Here is a 17,127-nt window from a genome sequence, read left to right on the forward strand (position 1 = left end):
AAGGAGACCGTGATGGCCGAAGCTGCTGAAGGAGCACCTAAAAACGAGTCCGGGGCTCAGCCGGGCACCTTTCTCGATCCGTACCGCTCTTACAATTTCCAGCTCCTTATCCAGGGAGTGGTAGAAGGTCATTTCACCCAATGCAGCAATATGTCCATTGACGTCGAAGCGATCTCATACCGAGAAGGCGGGATATCGCAAATCGTCCATCGCCTGCCGGGGCAGGTGAAGTATAGCGATATTACGCTTCGTTACGGACTCACTAGCTCGTCTGATTTATTCGACTGGATGATGAGCGCAGTGAAGGGCAAGGTTGAAAGAAAAGATGTTCACATAGTGATGCTGGATGCAGACGGCGTCGAAGAGAAAATGCGCTGGAGCCTGGGAAAAGCATGGGCTTCATCCTGGCGAGCCGCCCCCCTCGACGCTCTCGGACGCGATGTTGCCATTGAGGAGTTGACACTGGTTTATGAATCCATCGACCGGTCATAAAGATCTTCTATCGGGCGACGTCTTGGTGCGGGCTGTTGCGCGCAAACTCAGGAACTGGCTGAACAACTATCTCATGGAACATGAATCGTCCGGGGTAGAACAGTTGGTCAGTGATGAAGCTATGCGAACATCCGATCCGACAGATCCATCAGTTGCAGAGATGGAAGGATCACCGTTGCGACCGGGCCAATCGCTAGATTCTCCTGATCCTCACTCTTATAGGACGTCAGGCGGCCCTCCAGAAGACTGGCTGGAACGCGTTCGTAAGGGCGCTCCGGAATTATTGCTTCATCCGGATGAAGGCGGCACGCCGTATCAATCGGTATATGGGCAAAGTCTGCCGACGCAGATAAGCATGGCCGCTCCGAGATCAACTCCGACACAGATGTCTTCAAATGCAAGTTCCGTGTCATCTGACTCTAAAGCCCCATCTCCAATCGAGGTGGACATAAGAGAAAGAGCCATCGAGTTTCCTGGCCTGAAGAGTTCGCTGAAGCGAACAACAATGGACCGCATGTTTTCGTATTTCTCGCGAAAAAGTAATTCGAGATCGGAGGCAAACGACCCGGCACCTTCCGAGCTTGATTCCGTGAATACGATGCCAGCGCCCTCCGCATTGGAATTTTCAGAAGCGAGCCCGCATCTCGATCGAAAATCGTTTTCCCGAAAGAGTGCGAAGCCAAGCTTCGTGCGACCACAGCTTGAGGAAGGCAATGTTTTGCCGCCCCAGGCGCCAGTTGCCCCATCACCGCGAAATATCGATAACCGCCGCACAGATGGCGGCTATCGCCCTTTGCATTCAGACTCAAACAACCGCGGAGTAAATCCCGCCGCCGTTCGGGTGAATTTTCCCGGAGCTGCTGCACCTATTGCATCTGCAACGTCCTCACACGAGAATGCGTCGTCCCTTCCGGTTAGAGTCCAAAATGGGGATACCCAGGTACCACGGCCCGTTTCAAAGATCGGACAACCAAAGATGCCGCCGTCATTCAGCTGGGGCGCGCATCAACAGAAGCCTTATCCAACCTCTGAGAGTCTTGCCGGTTCCACGTACCGTCGCACGCCGGAACCCGCGCAGATTGACAGGAGATCGGCCCAATCCAAGCCGTCGTTTCCTCCTCTTGGCGCGCCAGGGCATCACGCGACAACATGGGAGTCTTCGCTTCTTCGATCCGATGTCCTTCAAGACATCAGGCCAGATCTGTGGCCGGATCTACCTGAGGATCCGCGCCCACCGCAGCAGAATTTCGAAACTACAGCACGCGAATTGGATCGCTCCAAAAGGCTCAGTAGCGAGCAACAGGGAGACTACTGATGGAACGGGCCTCTTTTTTAGTTGAAAAAACTGGCGACCGCATCGACTGCCTGTTGAATCCGGAAAATGTCGTTGTTCGTCGTCTCGCCGGTATCCAGCACCGCCATTCATCGAGCGGACCGATCACCGGCGGCAATTTGAAGGATGACCCTCTTCTCTACACGGGCGGAGGCATGACGGAGATCTTCCTTGATCTTTTGTTCGACACTTCTCTGACCAACGATGCGACCACTTCTGAAGACGTTCGTGATTTGACTCTCCCGTTGGCCAAGCTTGCTGAAGGTGTCGAAGAGGAAGATAACGCCCAGCAGTTATCGATCGTCCGCTTTGTTTGGGGAAAGAAGTGGAATGTCCTTGGAGTTGTAGCCGCACTCGCCGAACGCCTGGAATATTTCAACGCGGATGGAGCTCCTCAGCGTTCCTGGCTGCGAATGCGTTTTGTGCGAGTGAGCAGCTCTTCTCAGGAATCTGAAGATAATTGGAGCGACGATGTCTCCCCGACGGAATTACCTGACGCCGACGATGTGCCACTTGAAAATCTCAAGTTTTATGAAATGACTGGCACGGGTCAGGATGGTGGACAAGGGGTAGGCAGCACCGAGCGCATCGACGAAATCGCTCGGCGTGTCTATGGAAATCCCCTATGGTGGCGGCGCATCGCTAACTTCAACAATATCGATGATCCTTGGAAGATTGCTCCCGGCACACTTCTTAGCATTCCGCCAGATTCTGCCGCGGGAGGATCTGCATGAGCAGCGTCGCCACTCTTCCCCAATTTACTCTCGAGCTGAACGGAAGCTCATTACCACAAGGGTCTGTGGAGGCATTAACTGAGGTTCGGGTACAGCAGGCGTTGTCGCAACCAGCCCTGTGTGAGTTGACCTTTCAAATCGGGCGTGATCCATTGCCAGGAATCTTGAGCATTTCAACCGGAGCTCGCCTTCGACTTACCGTTGCGCCTGGCGCCTCACTTTTATTCGACGGTGAAGTAACCGCGATCGAATACACATATGAGCCTGCTTATCAGCGAGTCATTCGCATTCGCGGTTACGACGTATTACATCGCCTTCGGAAACGGCAACCGGTAAGAGTGCATGTTCAAATCACACCGGCAGATTTGTCCCGAGACCTGGTCGCTGACTTGTCATTAACGGTAACCGCTAGCGAGACGGGACCAATGATTCCCCGAATCATTCAATACAAGCAATCCGATTTTGAGATGCTTGCCGAAGTAACAAGGCGACTGGGCCTGTATTTTACTTTGCGCGACGATGTACTCCATCTCATCACCCTTGAGGGCATAGATGATCCAATACCGCTGAAGTTAGGCACCTCATTGCTAGAGGCACGCGTTGAAGTCAACGCTGAGTCAGCCTGCCGGTCGGTCACAGCCCGCGGCTGGGATGCCGCGAGAGTGGAAGAACACGAAGGCGTTGCCGAACAGGCGCGCTCAGGGCGCGACGTGACTGTACAAGCGGCTCCTGGCAACTTCGGTGAGGATGGCAAGCGGGCCGTGGTGGGCGAAGTCCTTCCCGATGACATTCACGCTGAAGCTGTGGCACAGGCTGAGTTGGATCTTAGGACAGCAAAAGAGGTCACGTTCTGGGGCATTGCAGAAGGCAACGCCGAACTCATGCCGGGTACTCGCGTGAATGTTACTGGTGTTGCGTCGGCACTCGAAGGTCAGTATTCACTCACGACGGTTACGCACCTGTTCAATCGAAAGGCCGGGTTTACATCTGAAATTTCTACCGCGCCTTCAACATTCAAAAGCAATGCCAGGCCGCCATCCGCCACATGGGGTCTCGTTACCCAGGTAGACGATCCAGAGTATCTGGGACGAGTGCAGGTTTCGCTCCCCGCCCTTGGCGACGTCGAAACAGGTTGGCTGGGCGTCCTTGCTGCCGGTGCGGGAGGAGGCAAAGGTATCGTTGCAATGCCGGATGTGGGCGATCAGGTTCTGGTGCTATTCCTCGATGGCGATACGTCCTCTGGTCTCGTGCTCGGCGGACTCTACGGCCTGCATGGCCCGGAAGACTATGGTGTGGAGGGCTCTTCGATTCGTCGCTATACTTTTTGCACTTCGGGTGGCCAGAAGATCCGCCTCGATGATACCGGCCAATCGATTCGCATTGAGAACAAGGGAGGCAGTTTTGTTGAGTTGTCTCCAGAGAAGGTTCAGTTGCACTCCGAGGTCAATCTGGAGATCGACGCGCCGGGCCGAGAGGTCACAATTACCGGCAAGACCATTGACTTCAGGCAAGGTTGAATGCTCGTCATTACGGAAGATGCGGGGGTGTTTTGCAAGCATGGACCGGGCAAGGTGTCGAACAAGCCCAGTCAGAACTGGCTGACTATTGCCGGGAGAAGAATTCTTGTAGAAAGCGATCCCGAAGGAAGATCGATCTCGGGCTGTCCGAGTGTAGTACCTTTTAAGCCCTGTCTTGTAACGCTGAAAGTAATAACTGGCTATTCGAACTTCATCCGGGCCGACGGCCATCGAATTTGTTTGCAGTCTGTCACTGGATTTACCGATGGCACTCCGCCAGGGGTGGTGAAGTACGAAGTGAGATCCGCAGGGCAGAATTTTGTATCGGAGATATAATGAACGGCCGTTACCAGGCTTGGCGCTTTGTACACCCCGATTTTGATCCAACAGAGAACGCCGCGGGATTGCGTGTCTCCAATCGTGGCGGCATCGATATGGTGGATGAGCATGCGTCCGTCCGGCAGGCGATTCTTCTCCTCCTTTCCACTCGGCCGGGAGAGCGAGTCATGCGTCCGAACTATGGCTGTAATCTTCACCGGCTCATCTTTGCTCCCAATGATGAAACCACTGCTGGACTTGCTATCCATTACGTAGAACAGGCCATTCAGCGGTGGGAAACGCGCATTAAATTGCTTCGCATCGATGCAACAAAATCTGCCGAAGTGACAGTATCCGGAGTTCTGGAGATCACCTTCGAGTACAAAGTGCTGTCCACCCAGCGAACAGACCGTCTAACATATCCGTTTGATCTGATGGGAGAGCGTGCCTGATGCCGTTTCCCTCTCCAAATCTGGATGACCGCACCTTCACTCAATTGGTCGAAGAAGCGCGGCAGAAAATCATGGCCAGCTGTCCAACATGGACCGATCTGTCCGTGGGCGATCCCGGAATGGCGTTGGTGGATGTCTTCGCTTTTCTCACCGAAACGATGATTTACCGCCTCAATCGAGTTCCGGACAAAGCATATGTTGAATTCCTCAAATTACTTGGCGTCAATGTACTCCCGCCTGGGGCTGCGCGGGTCCGTCTTGTCTTCAGCTTGAGAGCGCCCATAGCAAGAGCCATTGAAATTCCCCGAGGCACTCGCGTGACTGTCGCCCGTGCTGATAGCAGTGGCTCGGCTCCGATATTCGTCACGGTTGATAACGCCTTAATACCTGCAGGCAAAACTGAGGTCGATGCCACCGCGCTTCATTGCGATCTGGTCGAAGCAGAGTTGCTGGGCAAGGGAACAGGTGCGCCTGGTCTCGTCGTTCAAGTCGCACGACCTCCCATTATCGCCCCCACAGAAGATGGGTTTGATCTTGTCGTAGGAGTCAAATCTGACGACTTGGATCTAACTGCACGGTCTGCCGGTCGGCAGTATGGAGAACAGTTTTACCGGACATGGAGAGAAGTCGAGAACTTTACGGAGGTAGGTGCGGACGGCTATGTGTACGTCGCTGACCGCATGTCCGGCACGATTACCTTTGCGCCCGCTGTCAGAATGCGTAGCGAAACCGGATCGTTAGAAGAAGCAGCTCGCGCATTAGCCGCAGTCCCTCCGCTAAATGAGGAGATACGCGCGTGGTATCGCCGGGGCGCGGGGCCAAATGGCAACGTTGCGGCAAACATGCTGACGGTGTTGAAAGATCCTATTGCCGGAGTCTCGGTGACGAATCCGGAAGCAGCGGTAGGGGGTCGTTCCGCGGAAACGATCGACAATGCTCTGCTGCGCGGACCGCAGGAATTGCATTCGCTGCAGAGGGCCGTCACCGCGCGCGATTTTGAACTCATAGCTGCCCGATCGGGCTCCGTCTCTCGGGCCCGTGCCTTTACTAAGGCTGCCCTCTGGACCTACGCACCTGCTGGAACTGTGGAAGTCGTGTTGGTTCCTTACGTTGAGGAGGAGAACCGCAACGATGGTGTAAGTGCCGCTGAGATACGGGCTTTGCAGACAGATGAGGCGCGGGAGCAAATCCAGCGAGCACTCGATGAGCGGCGTCCCTTGGGTACGGCCTGCATTGTGACGTGGGCACGATACAAATCCGTGAAAGTCAAAGCTCGAGTCGTCAGCCACGTTGAGGAAGACTGTGCTGCACTCAAAAGCCGCGTTCTCGAGCGGCTTTATCAGATGATCAACCCGGTCCCCGCCGGCATATATCCTGGTTGGCGTTTTGGACAAGCGCTCAGAATTTCCAACATATATGACGCCGCGCTTGCTGAGCCTGGAGTGAGCTACGTCGACAACACCCAGTTCATCGTAGAAGAGGTCCCCGAGCGTGATATCGCATGCCTGGAGGCTGATTTCTTCCAACCGCAGACCTGGTATGCGGGCAAAGACGATACCGTTTATCGCTCCCTCGATGACGGGGAAGGCTGGGCTGCCGCGGGAAAGTTTGAGAATCAAACTGTCTTCGCCATCAAAGCTCACCCGGAGTTGCCGGGAGTAGTTGCTTTATCCACGCAAAGCTCGAATGATCAGCCAGGATCGCAGATCCATCTTTCCATCGATTGTGGCGATACTTGGATCGAGAAAGCCCGAGGAACTTACCTGGTCGAGGATATCGCTTGGACAACCCGCGATGGAGCGCCGGTCTTGCTGATGGCCACTGATGTTGGCCTCTACGAACTCGGAATGCAGGCAGATAGCTCGCCCATTCAGGTCTTTGTGCGCTCCGGCGATGAAGCTGTCGGATATTACTCCGTTATTGCCACGAAAGATTTCAGAGGCGATATCAGCGTTGCCATTGCAGCCAGAAATAGCGGAGGTATTTTTCTTTCGAGTCAGGGCGGTAAAGGAAACACTTTTCGCAATATTGGTATGGCTGGAGAAGATGTCCGCGTTCTCGCCGTGCAAAAAGATGGCGCTCTGTCCTTTCTGTGGGCGGGCTTAGCAGCACCTGTAGTTGGCGACCCGGGCAAAGGTTGTTGTGCTTGGCAACTGTTAGGTGCCGACGATCCTGCGGATGGCTGGCAGACATTCAATAAAGACTGGACTGGCGGAAGCTGCGTGAACCTGGCCTTTTCAGGATCGAGGATCTTTGCCGGAACATACGATGCCGGAGTGATCACCTTGGAGGAGAGAAACGATCGGGCTACCTGGCAGGCTCCGGATGTTGGCTGCGGACTCCCGATCGCATCCAAGCAACACCTTTTTCAACGGATCGACGCTCTTTCCTCTGACTCTCAGCGCGACGTGGTGCTCGCGGGTACGAAGTCCGGAATCTACCGCACAAATGATGATGGTCAGAGCTTCCAATTGTGCTCCAGCAAAGTATTCACCGATAAGGTGATGCTGCCAGCTAACTGGCTGTTTTGTTCCGGCGAGCATGAAATCGAGGTCGTATCCGAAGATGAAACAGGCGCAAATTAAACGGCTCCTACCCGACGTTTTCCAGCGAACTGCAACTCCGGGCAGCCCACTGCTCGCGATTCTTGACGCCATGGAAGCGATGCACGACCTGCCGGAGTCAATACTTGCTAACCTTGACCTTATCTTCGATCCACGCAGGGCTCCGGATCGCTTCGTTTCTTATCTTGCTGGATGGGTTGATCTGGGTGTAGTTTTAGAGGACGCCCGCGGGGGGGCTCGATCCACAGCCCCTTCCCTGTCTACTGGCTTGGGTCGCCTTCGAGAACTAACCGCGTCAGCTGCGAGACTGTCTGAGTGGCGAGGTACTCGAAAAGGGCTCCAGCTCTTTCTGGAGACGGCCACAGGCATGAATGGCTTTGAGATAGACGAACAGGTGAACGGGCTTGACGGCAAACCAAAACCGTTTCATCTCCGGGTTAAGGCGCCTAAAGTGCTCGTTCCGCACCGGCCTCTTATTGAAAAGATTATTGAACTTGAAAAACCCGCATATGTGACCTATGAATTGGAGTTCTAGATCCGAGGTGGAGGAGAGAAATGGCGAAGCTTTTTCAAATTACGCTTCCCGATGGTATGTCCGAGTTGAACCTCGACAGCCAGGGGCGGGCGACAGCGCAATATGTGATCGTGAACAAAAGTGCGCGTTCCCTTGACGCCCGGGCGGTTCTGGTTGCATTACCACAAAGCAATCCTTCTGATCCGAATCATCCCGTAAACAAGGGATGGGTCAAAATCGCCGGCAGCACTGATCAGCACATGGATGCGGACAAAAGCTGTACTTACACGGTCAACATTGCCGTTCCTCTTAAGACTCCCGCAGGAAAGAATGCGGCAGGAACATACAGCTTCCGTCTGGACGTTGTATCAGTTGCAAAAACGGATGAAGGAGATTCCAGCCAGCCCCTGAAGTTCACGGTTGCGAGTGTTGCGCCCCCGCAGCCCAAATGGGGTTTGATCGCTCTGATTGCGATAGTGGTAGTGTGCGTCATTGGCTTGCTCATTTGGCTATTAAGCGGGTCCAAGCCAAAAACGACTAAAACCGGAAATTCAGGCGCCGGTTCTACAACGACGCAAACGGCTGCCCCATCTCCGGTTCCTGCAAATTTGGTTGGCATGAATTTACATGATGCAAGCGTTGCTTTGGGCAAGGCAAATCTTAGTGTCGGTGTCTTACAAGGAGATGGCAATATAGTTATTTCTACAAGTCCCGTTGCAGGCGCGACAGCAAGTAATGGCAAGGTCGACTTGACAACCCAGTCCTCCACCGCCTGCACAGCGGCTACGCCATGTGTTTTCAAAGGAGTTCAGGCCACTGCACGAATACGCACTTTGGCTGGCCCAGCTCAATATCGTCCTCGGTGAAAGGCTCTCCTGATGAATGGCATCTGTGTTCACATTTAGGGACTGGAGGTCAGGGAATGGGAACGAAAGTGCTGGTGGTGGTTTTAGTAGTGGTTGTAGTCATTTTCGTAGTGTTTACGGTGATGGGTGCAAACACAAACAAAAGCGTGAAAACAACAGGCAATCCGACCACAGATGCTTCTGGTTTCAATCCCGCGGACTACTCGCTGACAAACAGCCTGGGACCTGTGTTGGCAAAGTTCGGTCCTAAGCTCAGCGCTAAGCAAATGAAGCCATCTGCCACCAGCTTTAACTTGCAGACAAAGCCTACATTTGTGGTGACTGTCGCAGCTGATTCGAGCAATCAGTTCCGAACAGCCAAGTTTCAGATGCGTCCCGCCTCCGGCACTCCCTGCGCACTCATTTCTTATGTGGCTCTAAACCCACCGTCCAATGTAGACAGCAGCCTGAAAAAACAGCAGTCCGATTCGAATTCGAAGAATAGTAGTAGCAAATATCAGCCTTCCATCGTGGTTCTCAGTGGTGGAGGAACCATCACCGTGCAGCGAGGGTCAGGGGCACCCGCCGGTAGTTGTGTTGTAAGCCTGAATCAGTGAAGCGATCTACACGACGACTTTAATAACCGAGATGACTCCGCCGATCAAATAAATCACGATCCATATTCCCGCGAATGCACAAATTACAAGGGTTGCAACCTGATCTACGATGCTGACCAGAAAGCCCGGTACAAATCCATATAGAAATGCGATCACAAGATTAGCTAAGAATGATGTCAGAATAATGAGGACCAGGCCCTTATTCTGCAGAAATCGCTGGTGCGATACGACAAGAGCAACAGCAAAGATGATCTTGGTGAGCATGATTAAGCTGAGCGCTATACGTGCCGTGCCTGTATCGAAACTTCCCCATATCGCAAAGTAGGCAATTGTTCCGAAGATAGGCGCGAGCAGCAAACCTAACATCAGGAAAAGCATTGCCAGGCTCTTGAAAAAAGTGACGATGCACCCCAACAACAACAGGATGGCAACGATTACCGTCGCAATCCCCTGTACTTTACTTTGCACACGCTCGGGTACCAGCAGGGCGATACCGATAACCAGCGCCGTATAAAAGCTCAATCCGTCCAGAAAGGCCATGGAAGGAATGGCATATCCCTTGATGGATACATTTAAGGCGTTAGCGGAAGAGGAAACATTGCTTATCAGCGCTATGGAAGAAAGCTCGATCAGCACAGTAATTCCGATAACGATCAGAGCAACCACAAAGACCGGTTTGCGCATGCCATCGAGCACTTGAACGAACCTCAGTGTAAGTCTTGAATGCGATTCAGTACTTAACCTTATGATGCGACCATAAGAGCCAATAAAATATTTTCACATCGATATGGTTTCACCCGCAGCAACGAATTCTACTCTTGTTTAGCTGCTTTGCAATCGTGAAATATAGGATTTTTGATGAATGTAGTCGCGATAGTTGTTGCGTTGCAAGCAGCAGATTCTTCGGACGCAGCTTCCAACTTTTGATCTCGCCGAAAAAATGATGTGCGTCAATTCAGGGATGGGTATATAGTGAACGCCGTGGTGAGGTAAGTTCTTATAAATGGGGCCGGGCGCCTGTCCGAAGTCATAATTATCGCGGCTGCGCAGAAACGATTTTGGTTATAACCTCACCACTCTTGTGAGATGACGGGCTCAACGCTGTGCGCATCCTGCATGCACAGCCGATTCGAACGAAACACCGACTTCCTATCTAAGGTGTATTTCGCATCGAATCGTGATTTCGAACTAGGTTGATACATGCTGTTTTTAAGACGGCATCTCTCTCTCGGAGGTGAACCTTAAATGGTCGAGCGTATTTTCAATGATCCAATTGCTTGGGGGATTCTTGCAGCTTTCGCTGGTGTGGCCTTCCTCTTCTCGCTAATCTTCAAAGACAGATTTGACAATGACACATCCGCCAGCGGCGCGACTTTACGAGGTCTCGAAGGCGCCATCCTCGCGGTGCTTGGCGGATTAATTGCGCGGGCCTTCATCAGTCTTCTGCTGGGAATGGCGAACAACTCGCCGGCCGCCGGATTAGCTATTGGTTGGGGTTTTTTCCTGATCCCCGGCATCGTCGATACGATCCCGTATCTCCTGCATAGCCAACCTTTATTGACCACCACTGAAAATCTGCTGTTGTTTGCAACGATGGTCGGCGGACTGTCTGGAATGGCAAGCGGCCTCTGGCGTATCTACGCGTGGGATGGCTTAGGCTGGATCGGGTTTCCACTCGATGTTACCTGGGCGCTTGCTGGCAATACCGTAGGCTGCCTCCTGCACATCATCAATTTCGTGGGCTATTGGGCCTCGCAGATTTTCTCAGATGGTTCGTGGGGTAATCACGGCACAGAGACCCGGGAGAACGCTCACCGATATGACAAGGGATTTGGTCTGAAACCTGGTTTCGCGTTCACCCAGGGCGCGGTTATGAGCAATCTCGACGAGGCTCCTGGTCAAGACCTGTACCGGCATGAAAGAACTCATGTATGGCAGAATCGTGCTTTCGGTCCCATGTATACCCTTACCTACTTGGGATGGATGGCAGTCTGGCTTATCCCTTCAATATTTGCAGCGATCATTAAAATCGGCGTTTCCCGGACCTTCTCCGGACCAAAGGATTGGTGCTATTTCAACAACCCATGGGAAACGTGGGCTTACAAGGTTCAGAACGCGGAGCGCACCGATATCATCGGCAATGATGATGAAGATCGGAAGATTATTTGGCCAGGTAAGTGGGTAATTGCCTGGTCCATCCCCTTCTTCCTGGTTGCTACCGTGTTAGCAGTTCTTGTAGTGAACTCCGTGTGGGTAGACAGTGGAATGGCTGGTGCGACTGCGCAGACTCACTCCGCAGCACCAAAGTCTAAATCTCAACCACAGAGTAAGCCCCACGGTGCGCCTGCTCCGGCGAAGCACAAGTGATCCCGGCAGTAAGAATGGCGAAAATGCAAGTTGACTCAGAGCCTTAAAAAACCTAAACGGTTAATGGCCAGGTGCGACAACTGGGATTACTAGGGAAGAGAAATCATCTTACCTGGAAGAAAAAGGTTATCTATCGATCGCGGTCATGCGGCTCATAAGATAAGTTACTTTGATGACAGACTCCTCCCCCTGAAGACCTAGTCTGGATCATCTCTCTCTGAGCCACCCGAGTTAGAAGAGCTTTACATCTTGCCGTTTAGTTTCGCGTATTAGGCACTCGCCGAGACGCTAAACAAGACGCTTGAAAAAATGAAAGTCGAGGAGGGAGTCAAAATGTCAGTATGGAATTGGATTCAGCTGGCGGTGGCCATCATCGTCGCAATTGTGGCGTATCTTGGAAAGGGCTGGAGCAAATGGCTGGGATACGCAATGGTCTTCGGCGCCGGAGCTCTAATCATCGGCGTGAGCATCGTTCAACAGGATTATAGGTTTATAGGCTTTGGGATATTAGCGATAATAATGGTCCCGCTCGGGCTCATAGCCAATGCGACCGCCGAGTCTAAGGCCGATGACGATACGCTGGGTGGGGAAATCAGCAATTTGCCTCCATGGGTTATGTGGGTCGCTGCGGTTCTCTTTGTAGGTGCCATCATCCCATTTTTTGTTCTAAAGGCACCTCCGAACCTGAGCGGTGGAGTTCCTCAAACCCAGCAGACCGAATTACAGACGAAGCACGCGAATCCAAAGCCCGCCAAGGCGCCCGCCAAACATTAGTGACGGTTAATGCAATCGCGACGACTTCGGCAGCCATTCGCAAGGCAGCACGACTGATACGCACGTCCCCGATCCAGAGGGACGCGTGCTGCTACGCACCCGAATGTAGCCATGGTGTTCCTGTACGATCGTTGAGCTGAGCCAAAGCCCGATACCTGAGCCTCTCAGCTCCTTCGTCGTAAAAAAGGCCTCAAATACCCTTTTCAGGTTTTCAGGCGGGATGCCGATTCCACGATCGGAAATGGTCACACGAGCAGCTGGTTGACCAAGTCGATTGCCGATTAGACAGTGGGAAATTCTGAGCCGCAACACGGTGCCAGGTAAAGACGCCTCAACGGCATTGCGGATGAGATTGGAAAACACCTGACGCAGTTGAGCAGGAAAGCCTTGCACAAGAGTGCTCGTCTGCAACTCCTTGATAACCCGAATTCTCTTTTCGACAAGGGCCTGATTGTTGAGTGCGAGCACATCCGTCAGAATCTCCGCGGGGTTCACCTGTACAGGCATTGAAGATTCACGATTGAACGATAGTATTTGTCGCGCGATTTTCGATACCCGGTCCAGCTCCCGTTGCGCCGAATCGAGATATTCCTGGGCAACCTCTGGCTTATCCAGTGAACTATGAAGTAGAAAAAGCAGATTGGTGATCGCTTCGAGCGGATTGTTAATCTCGTGGGCTATCGTATTCGCCATGCGTCCAGTGGCGGCGAGTCGCTCATTGATCAGAACTGCGGCCTCAGCCTTTTTACGCGCCGTAATTTCAGAAACGATCAAAATACTGCTGGTGTGAATCTCATCGAGGAAAACCGGATCCAGGCTGAATTCGAAATATCGATCCCTAAAATTTACTTCTGTAGAAACTACTTTCATTCGAGGATCAACGTCTACGCCAAATTGGCGGTACATGAGATCGCTCAGTGGATGTTTTTCAATTTCAAAGTACGGCTTCTCCAGCAACGCGGACAACGCGCGATTGCTTCTGCGAATGATTCCGTCGGAATCCGCCAAAGCAACGCCTTCAGCCAGAGCGTCAAATGTAGCCTGCCATTGTCGTGCAGACAGTCTCGACTCAGATTCTGCACGATGCAGTCGTACGAGAGCCTTGACTGTAGCGATGAGGACATTGGGTTCAACCGGCTGGGTGAGATAAGCATCTGCTCCGCTCTCGAGAGCGTAGATTTTACTTTCATTATCGAGAAACGCGGCAGAGAGCTGCACCACCGGTATGAAGTTTGTGTGCGGATTCGACTTGAGCCGGCGACAGACCTCATATCCAAGAATATCCGGAAGCTTTACGTCCAGAAGTATGACTGATGGATGGTGATTGGCAAGTTCGAGAGCTTCTTTTCCCGTAGATGCCTCAACCACCTCGTACCCGGCGCGCTTAAGGATATGCGCAATGGTGTAGCGATTGGCATCACGATCGTCGACGATCAGTATCGTGGCCTGGTTACCCGTCATTTGCTGATGCCTGCTGCTTCGATTATCTCCACCAGTGATTCAGGCAGTCCGTCTTCTGCAAGTTTACGTTTCGGATATACTACTGCGCCCATGTCGGAGATCAGATTCGATTCCTGGGGGGAAAGGTTTTTTGACGAGTGGATAATAACGGGCATCGACGCCGTGATTGCATTGGCCCGCAACTCGCGCAATACCTCAAGCCCATCCATCTCGGGCATGAGGATATCTAGGAACATGCCATCGATGTGGTGATTTTCGATGAGCCGCAGCGCTTCGCGTCCATTGCGGGCCTCCAGAACACGATAGCCCAGCTTGGCCAGCATCTCCCCGACAAGATAGCGAGTCACCTCATCGTCGTCAATGACCGCGATCGTTTTCGCCTTATATCCTTCGACGAGTTCCTGAATCGTGCTTAACAGGGTGAATGGCACGACTGGCTTGGCGAGAAATGCATTAGCTCCAGCCTGTAAGGCCGCCGCAGGCTCATCGACAACGCTGACTACAAGCACGGGCCCGTTAAATCCGGTCGTTCGTAATTCCTCCAGGAAAAACAGGCAATCTTCTCGATCGATCAGGCGATCCATCACGACGAGTGCCGGAGCCAGACGTTTCAGCGCAGCTCTTGCTTCGTGAAGTGTGGCAGCAAACTCAAGGCGATATTTACTGTTCTTCAGAGAAGCTTCATAGACGAAAGTAGCTTCTCGATTGTCTTCGATGAATAAGATGACAGGCTGGGTGGTCTGATCTTCTTCCTTTTGATGCGCCGCCGTGGGCGGCAGCTTTCCAAAATGCAGCGGTATTTTCAGGGTGAAAGTTGAACCGGCGCCCGGAATACTTTCGGCTCCGAGTGAGCCTTCAAGAAGCTCAGCCAGTCGCCGGGAAAGCGGTAGGCCGAGGCCCGTGCCTTTCACCTGGCTCTGCAGTTCGTTTTCCACTTGGATAAACTCTTCGAAGATCCGTTCTATATTTTCGGGCGCAATGCCGATACCCGTGTCCGCTACTTGGAAGATGATCATCCCACTGGCGATCCCTGTTTTAGCGGTAACGCGAACCTGACCGCGCCTTGTGAACTTGATTGCATTAGAGATGAGGTTGCGGAGAATCTGCGACACCTTTCCCTCATCGGTATAAAGCGGTGGGATGTTCGGATCTGCTTCGAAAATCAGATCGAGATTGTTCCCCACAAGAAGAGGCTTCAAGACACCGCGTAATGCGCCGAAGATCTCCTGGACCTCAAAGTATTTCGGCCGCACGTCGGTCTTGCCAGCTTCGACCTTGGCAAGATCGAGAAGATCATTCACAAGTTCCGATAATTCAGCGGCCGAGCGCTGAATATATGTGACCTGTTTTTCCTGTTCGTGTGAAAGCTCACCGTCTGATCGGTTCAGCAGGAGCCTGCTCAACGAAATGATGGAATTAAGCGGAGTTCGGAACTCGTGAGAAAGATTTGATAAAAAGCTCGTTTTCAGGTCCGAGATGCGTTTTAAGTCGTCGGCGTTTTGATCAAGTTCGGCATAGAGAGCTACGACTCCGCGGTTCGTGTCTTCCAGCTCCTGATTCAGTTCGGCAAGCCGGTCCTGTTTTTCACGCAGTTCTGCAAGAGTCTTGAGCAACTCCTGGTTCTGCCGCTCGATTTCGTCATACGGTTCGGTTGAGTCGCTCTTGGCCAACCGGCTGGCGATATCTTTCGCTCGAACTGCATCCACACGCGGTGCTGAAGACGGCAACCATTTACCGAACTCGATACGAGTCCCCGTGGCGGGAGCGGTGATTTTGAAATAGTCCATCAGGCGTCGGGTGCCGATGAGTCCCTTGCCTAGGCCAGTCTTCGAGACATACTGTCCATGGAAAATCTCCTGGAGATTTTCGATTCCGGATCCGGTATCGGTAACAAGAATGACGAAGAGCTGTGGCTTCGAGTCTCTGACGAGAAAATCTACTGCGCCGCCGGTGGCATAACGATAGGCATTTCGTGCTAATTCAGAGGTAGCAGTAGCCAGTCGTATCTGCTCCTGGTGATCAAAACCGAGGAGCCCGGCTATCTCTCTAGCCCGCTGCCGAGCATAGACAACGTGGCGTTCGTGCCGCAGACGAAGGGTAAATATGGGAAATTCCGACAAGCTGCTCATTCTACTGGATGCGTGACACTATTATTGTCGCATCGTCGCGCCTTCTACTGAAATCTCGATAGAGAATGGCGGCAATTAACGCGGGATGCCGCTGCGCCAGACCCGGATATTGCTCCACGTTCCAACGAGTTCCAATACCATCCGAGAGCATCAGCAAAAAAGAGTTTGGCTCCCAAGTATAGGAAAAGGATTGAATTTTTGCCACCGAGTGCCCAACCGTGCCATTCATCGAAACCATATTCCGGGCCTTTCCCCTGGACAAGACTGCACCAGCGACATTGCCCGCTCCGGCAAAGTTTAATACGCCCTCGTTGTAGCGGATTTCGGCAATGGAAACTGCGGCCCCGCGGGTTTTCGTCAAAGCAGAATGGATATCCTTCAAAATCAGCTCCGGATGCCGGTCTGCGGTGAGGTGGAATATCTTGATTGCTTCCTCGGCCGCTTCGGACGCCAAGGGGCCGTGTCCAAGACCGTCGGCAACAATATAAATGCTCCGATCAGTAGTATGTTGAGCGCTCCAGGCGTCTCCATTTACGCGCTCGCCCGCAATCGGCACAGAGATTGCGCCGAAAGAAAGATGCGAAATAGCACTCTGATCGGTGGCAGTTCGATAGACACGGGCGAAAAGTGCGGTTCCCCGTCCCGCGGCTGAGAATATCTGAAACTCTCCGGCAAGCCGCGAGATGGCTCCTAGCCCCTGGCCTGCCGTTCCTGCCGTGGAGTACCCGTCCTCGACAGCCATCTCGATATTCGGGATACCTTTGCCTTGATCGAGAGCAAAAATATCGAGGCCGACGCTGCCATGAATGGACCACGGGCTGAGAATGATTTCACCGGAATCGCCATGAGCGGCGATGTTGCGGGCTGCCTCTGTAGCAATAATGCCGGTTTGTCCCTGCCGCGTCTCGTCGAATTCCAGAGCGGCGGCAAGCGAAATTGCCTGCCGGCGTGCGTTACCTACTTGGCTGGGATCGCCGGCAGAGATGGGAATCGCTCGATTGACCGGCATT

14 protein-coding genes are annotated in these 17,127 nt (G+C 52.9%); 10 read left to right on the top strand and 4 right to left on the bottom strand.

Annotated features, from left to right (window positions below; all coding sequences use genetic code 11):
- The first annotated feature begins 12 nt into the window (after nt 1–12).
- The 8 genes from GSQ86_RS21480 (at nt 13) to GSQ86_RS21515 (ending at nt 9,386) form a co-directional block, all read left to right on the top strand.
- Nucleotides 13–492, top strand: coding sequence for a phage tail protein (locus GSQ86_RS21480; protein WP_158752200.1), 480 nt, complete (start codon nt 13–15; stop codon nt 490–492).
- A 1,314-nt stretch (nt 493–1,806) separates the two neighbouring features.
- On the top strand, nt 1,807–2,559 hold the full coding sequence (locus tag GSQ86_RS21485; protein WP_158752201.1) for a LysM peptidoglycan-binding domain-containing protein: 753 nt from the start codon (nt 1,807–1,809) through the stop codon (nt 2,557–2,559).
- Nucleotides 2,556–4,076, top strand: coding sequence for a phage baseplate assembly protein V (locus GSQ86_RS21490; protein WP_158752202.1), 1,521 nt, complete (start codon nt 2,556–2,558; stop codon nt 4,074–4,076). The genes GSQ86_RS21485 and GSQ86_RS21490 overlap by 4 nt, the downstream gene beginning before the upstream one ends.
- 335 nt (nt 4,077–4,411) lie before the next feature.
- A complete protein-coding gene (locus tag GSQ86_RS21495) occupies nt 4,412–4,846 on the top strand; it encodes a GPW/gp25 family protein (RefSeq protein WP_158752203.1) in 435 nt (144 codons plus the stop codon).
- The gene (locus GSQ86_RS21500) at nt 4,846–7,431 is read left to right on the top strand and encodes a baseplate J/gp47 family protein (protein WP_158752204.1); all 2,586 of its coding nucleotides are present in this window, start codon (nt 4,846–4,848) and stop codon (nt 7,429–7,431) included. Before GSQ86_RS21495 ends, GSQ86_RS21500 begins: the two co-directional genes overlap by 1 nt.
- Nucleotides 7,412–7,945, top strand: a complete 534-nt coding sequence (locus GSQ86_RS21505) for a phage tail protein (protein WP_158752205.1) — start codon at nt 7,412–7,414, stop codon at nt 7,943–7,945. The genes GSQ86_RS21500 and GSQ86_RS21505 overlap by 20 nt, the downstream gene beginning before the upstream one ends.
- A 20-nt stretch (nt 7,946–7,965) precedes the next feature.
- Complete coding sequence (locus tag GSQ86_RS21510; protein ID WP_158752206.1) at nt 7,966–8,790, top strand: PASTA domain-containing protein; 825 nt, start codon at nt 7,966–7,968, stop codon at nt 8,788–8,790.
- A gap of 56 nt (nt 8,791–8,846) precedes the next feature.
- Nucleotides 8,847–9,386 (top strand): hypothetical protein, encoded by a 540-nt coding sequence (locus GSQ86_RS21515; RefSeq protein ID WP_158752207.1) that lies wholly within the window; start codon nt 8,847–8,849, stop codon nt 9,384–9,386.
- Nucleotides 9,387–9,392: 6 nt separating this feature from the next.
- Here the strand turns inward: GSQ86_RS21515 and GSQ86_RS21520 are convergent, their stop codons facing one another.
- A complete protein-coding gene (locus tag GSQ86_RS21520; RefSeq protein WP_158752208.1) occupies nt 9,393–10,052 on the bottom strand; it encodes a hypothetical protein in 660 nt (219 codons plus the stop codon).
- A gap of 579 nt (nt 10,053–10,631) precedes the next feature.
- On the opposite strand from GSQ86_RS21520, the gene GSQ86_RS21525 reads away from it, so the two are divergent.
- Both GSQ86_RS21525 and GSQ86_RS21530 read left to right on the top strand, forming a co-directional pair.
- Nucleotides 10,632–11,753 carry a hypothetical protein gene (locus GSQ86_RS21525; RefSeq protein ID WP_158752209.1) on the top strand — a complete coding sequence of 374 codons (1,122 nt, stop codon included), beginning with the start codon at nt 10,632–10,634 and terminating at the stop codon, nt 11,751–11,753.
- A gap of 333 nt (nt 11,754–12,086) precedes the next feature.
- Entirely contained in the window at nt 12,087–12,527 is a 441-nt protein-coding gene (locus GSQ86_RS21530; RefSeq protein WP_158752210.1) for a hypothetical protein, read from the top strand.
- Nucleotides 12,528–12,533: 6 nt separating this feature from the next.
- On the opposite strand, the gene GSQ86_RS21535 is transcribed toward GSQ86_RS21530, so the two are convergent.
- From GSQ86_RS21535 to GSQ86_RS21545, 3 genes are read right to left on the bottom strand one after another with little or no spacing between them, the layout of a single operon-like run.
- The gene (locus tag GSQ86_RS21535; RefSeq protein ID WP_158752211.1) at nt 12,534–13,988 is read right to left on the bottom strand and encodes an ATP-binding protein; all 1,455 of its coding nucleotides are present in this window, start codon (nt 13,986–13,988) and stop codon (nt 12,534–12,536) included.
- Nucleotides 13,985–16,108 (bottom strand): ATP-binding protein, encoded by a 2,124-nt coding sequence (locus GSQ86_RS21540; protein WP_216841248.1) that lies wholly within the window; start codon nt 16,106–16,108, stop codon nt 13,985–13,987. Before GSQ86_RS21540 ends, GSQ86_RS21535 begins: the two co-directional genes overlap by 4 nt.
- A 10-nt stretch (nt 16,109–16,118) precedes the next feature.
- Complete coding sequence (locus tag GSQ86_RS21545; protein ID WP_254062539.1) at nt 16,119–17,126, bottom strand: ATP-binding SpoIIE family protein phosphatase; 1,008 nt, start codon at nt 17,124–17,126, stop codon at nt 16,119–16,121.
- Between the last annotated feature and the right edge of the window lies 1 nt (nt 17,127).

This window comes from Acidobacterium sp. S8, assembly GCF_009765985.1.
In the GTDB taxonomy this organism is placed as follows: domain Bacteria; phylum Acidobacteriota; class Terriglobia; order Terriglobales; family Acidobacteriaceae; genus Alloacidobacterium.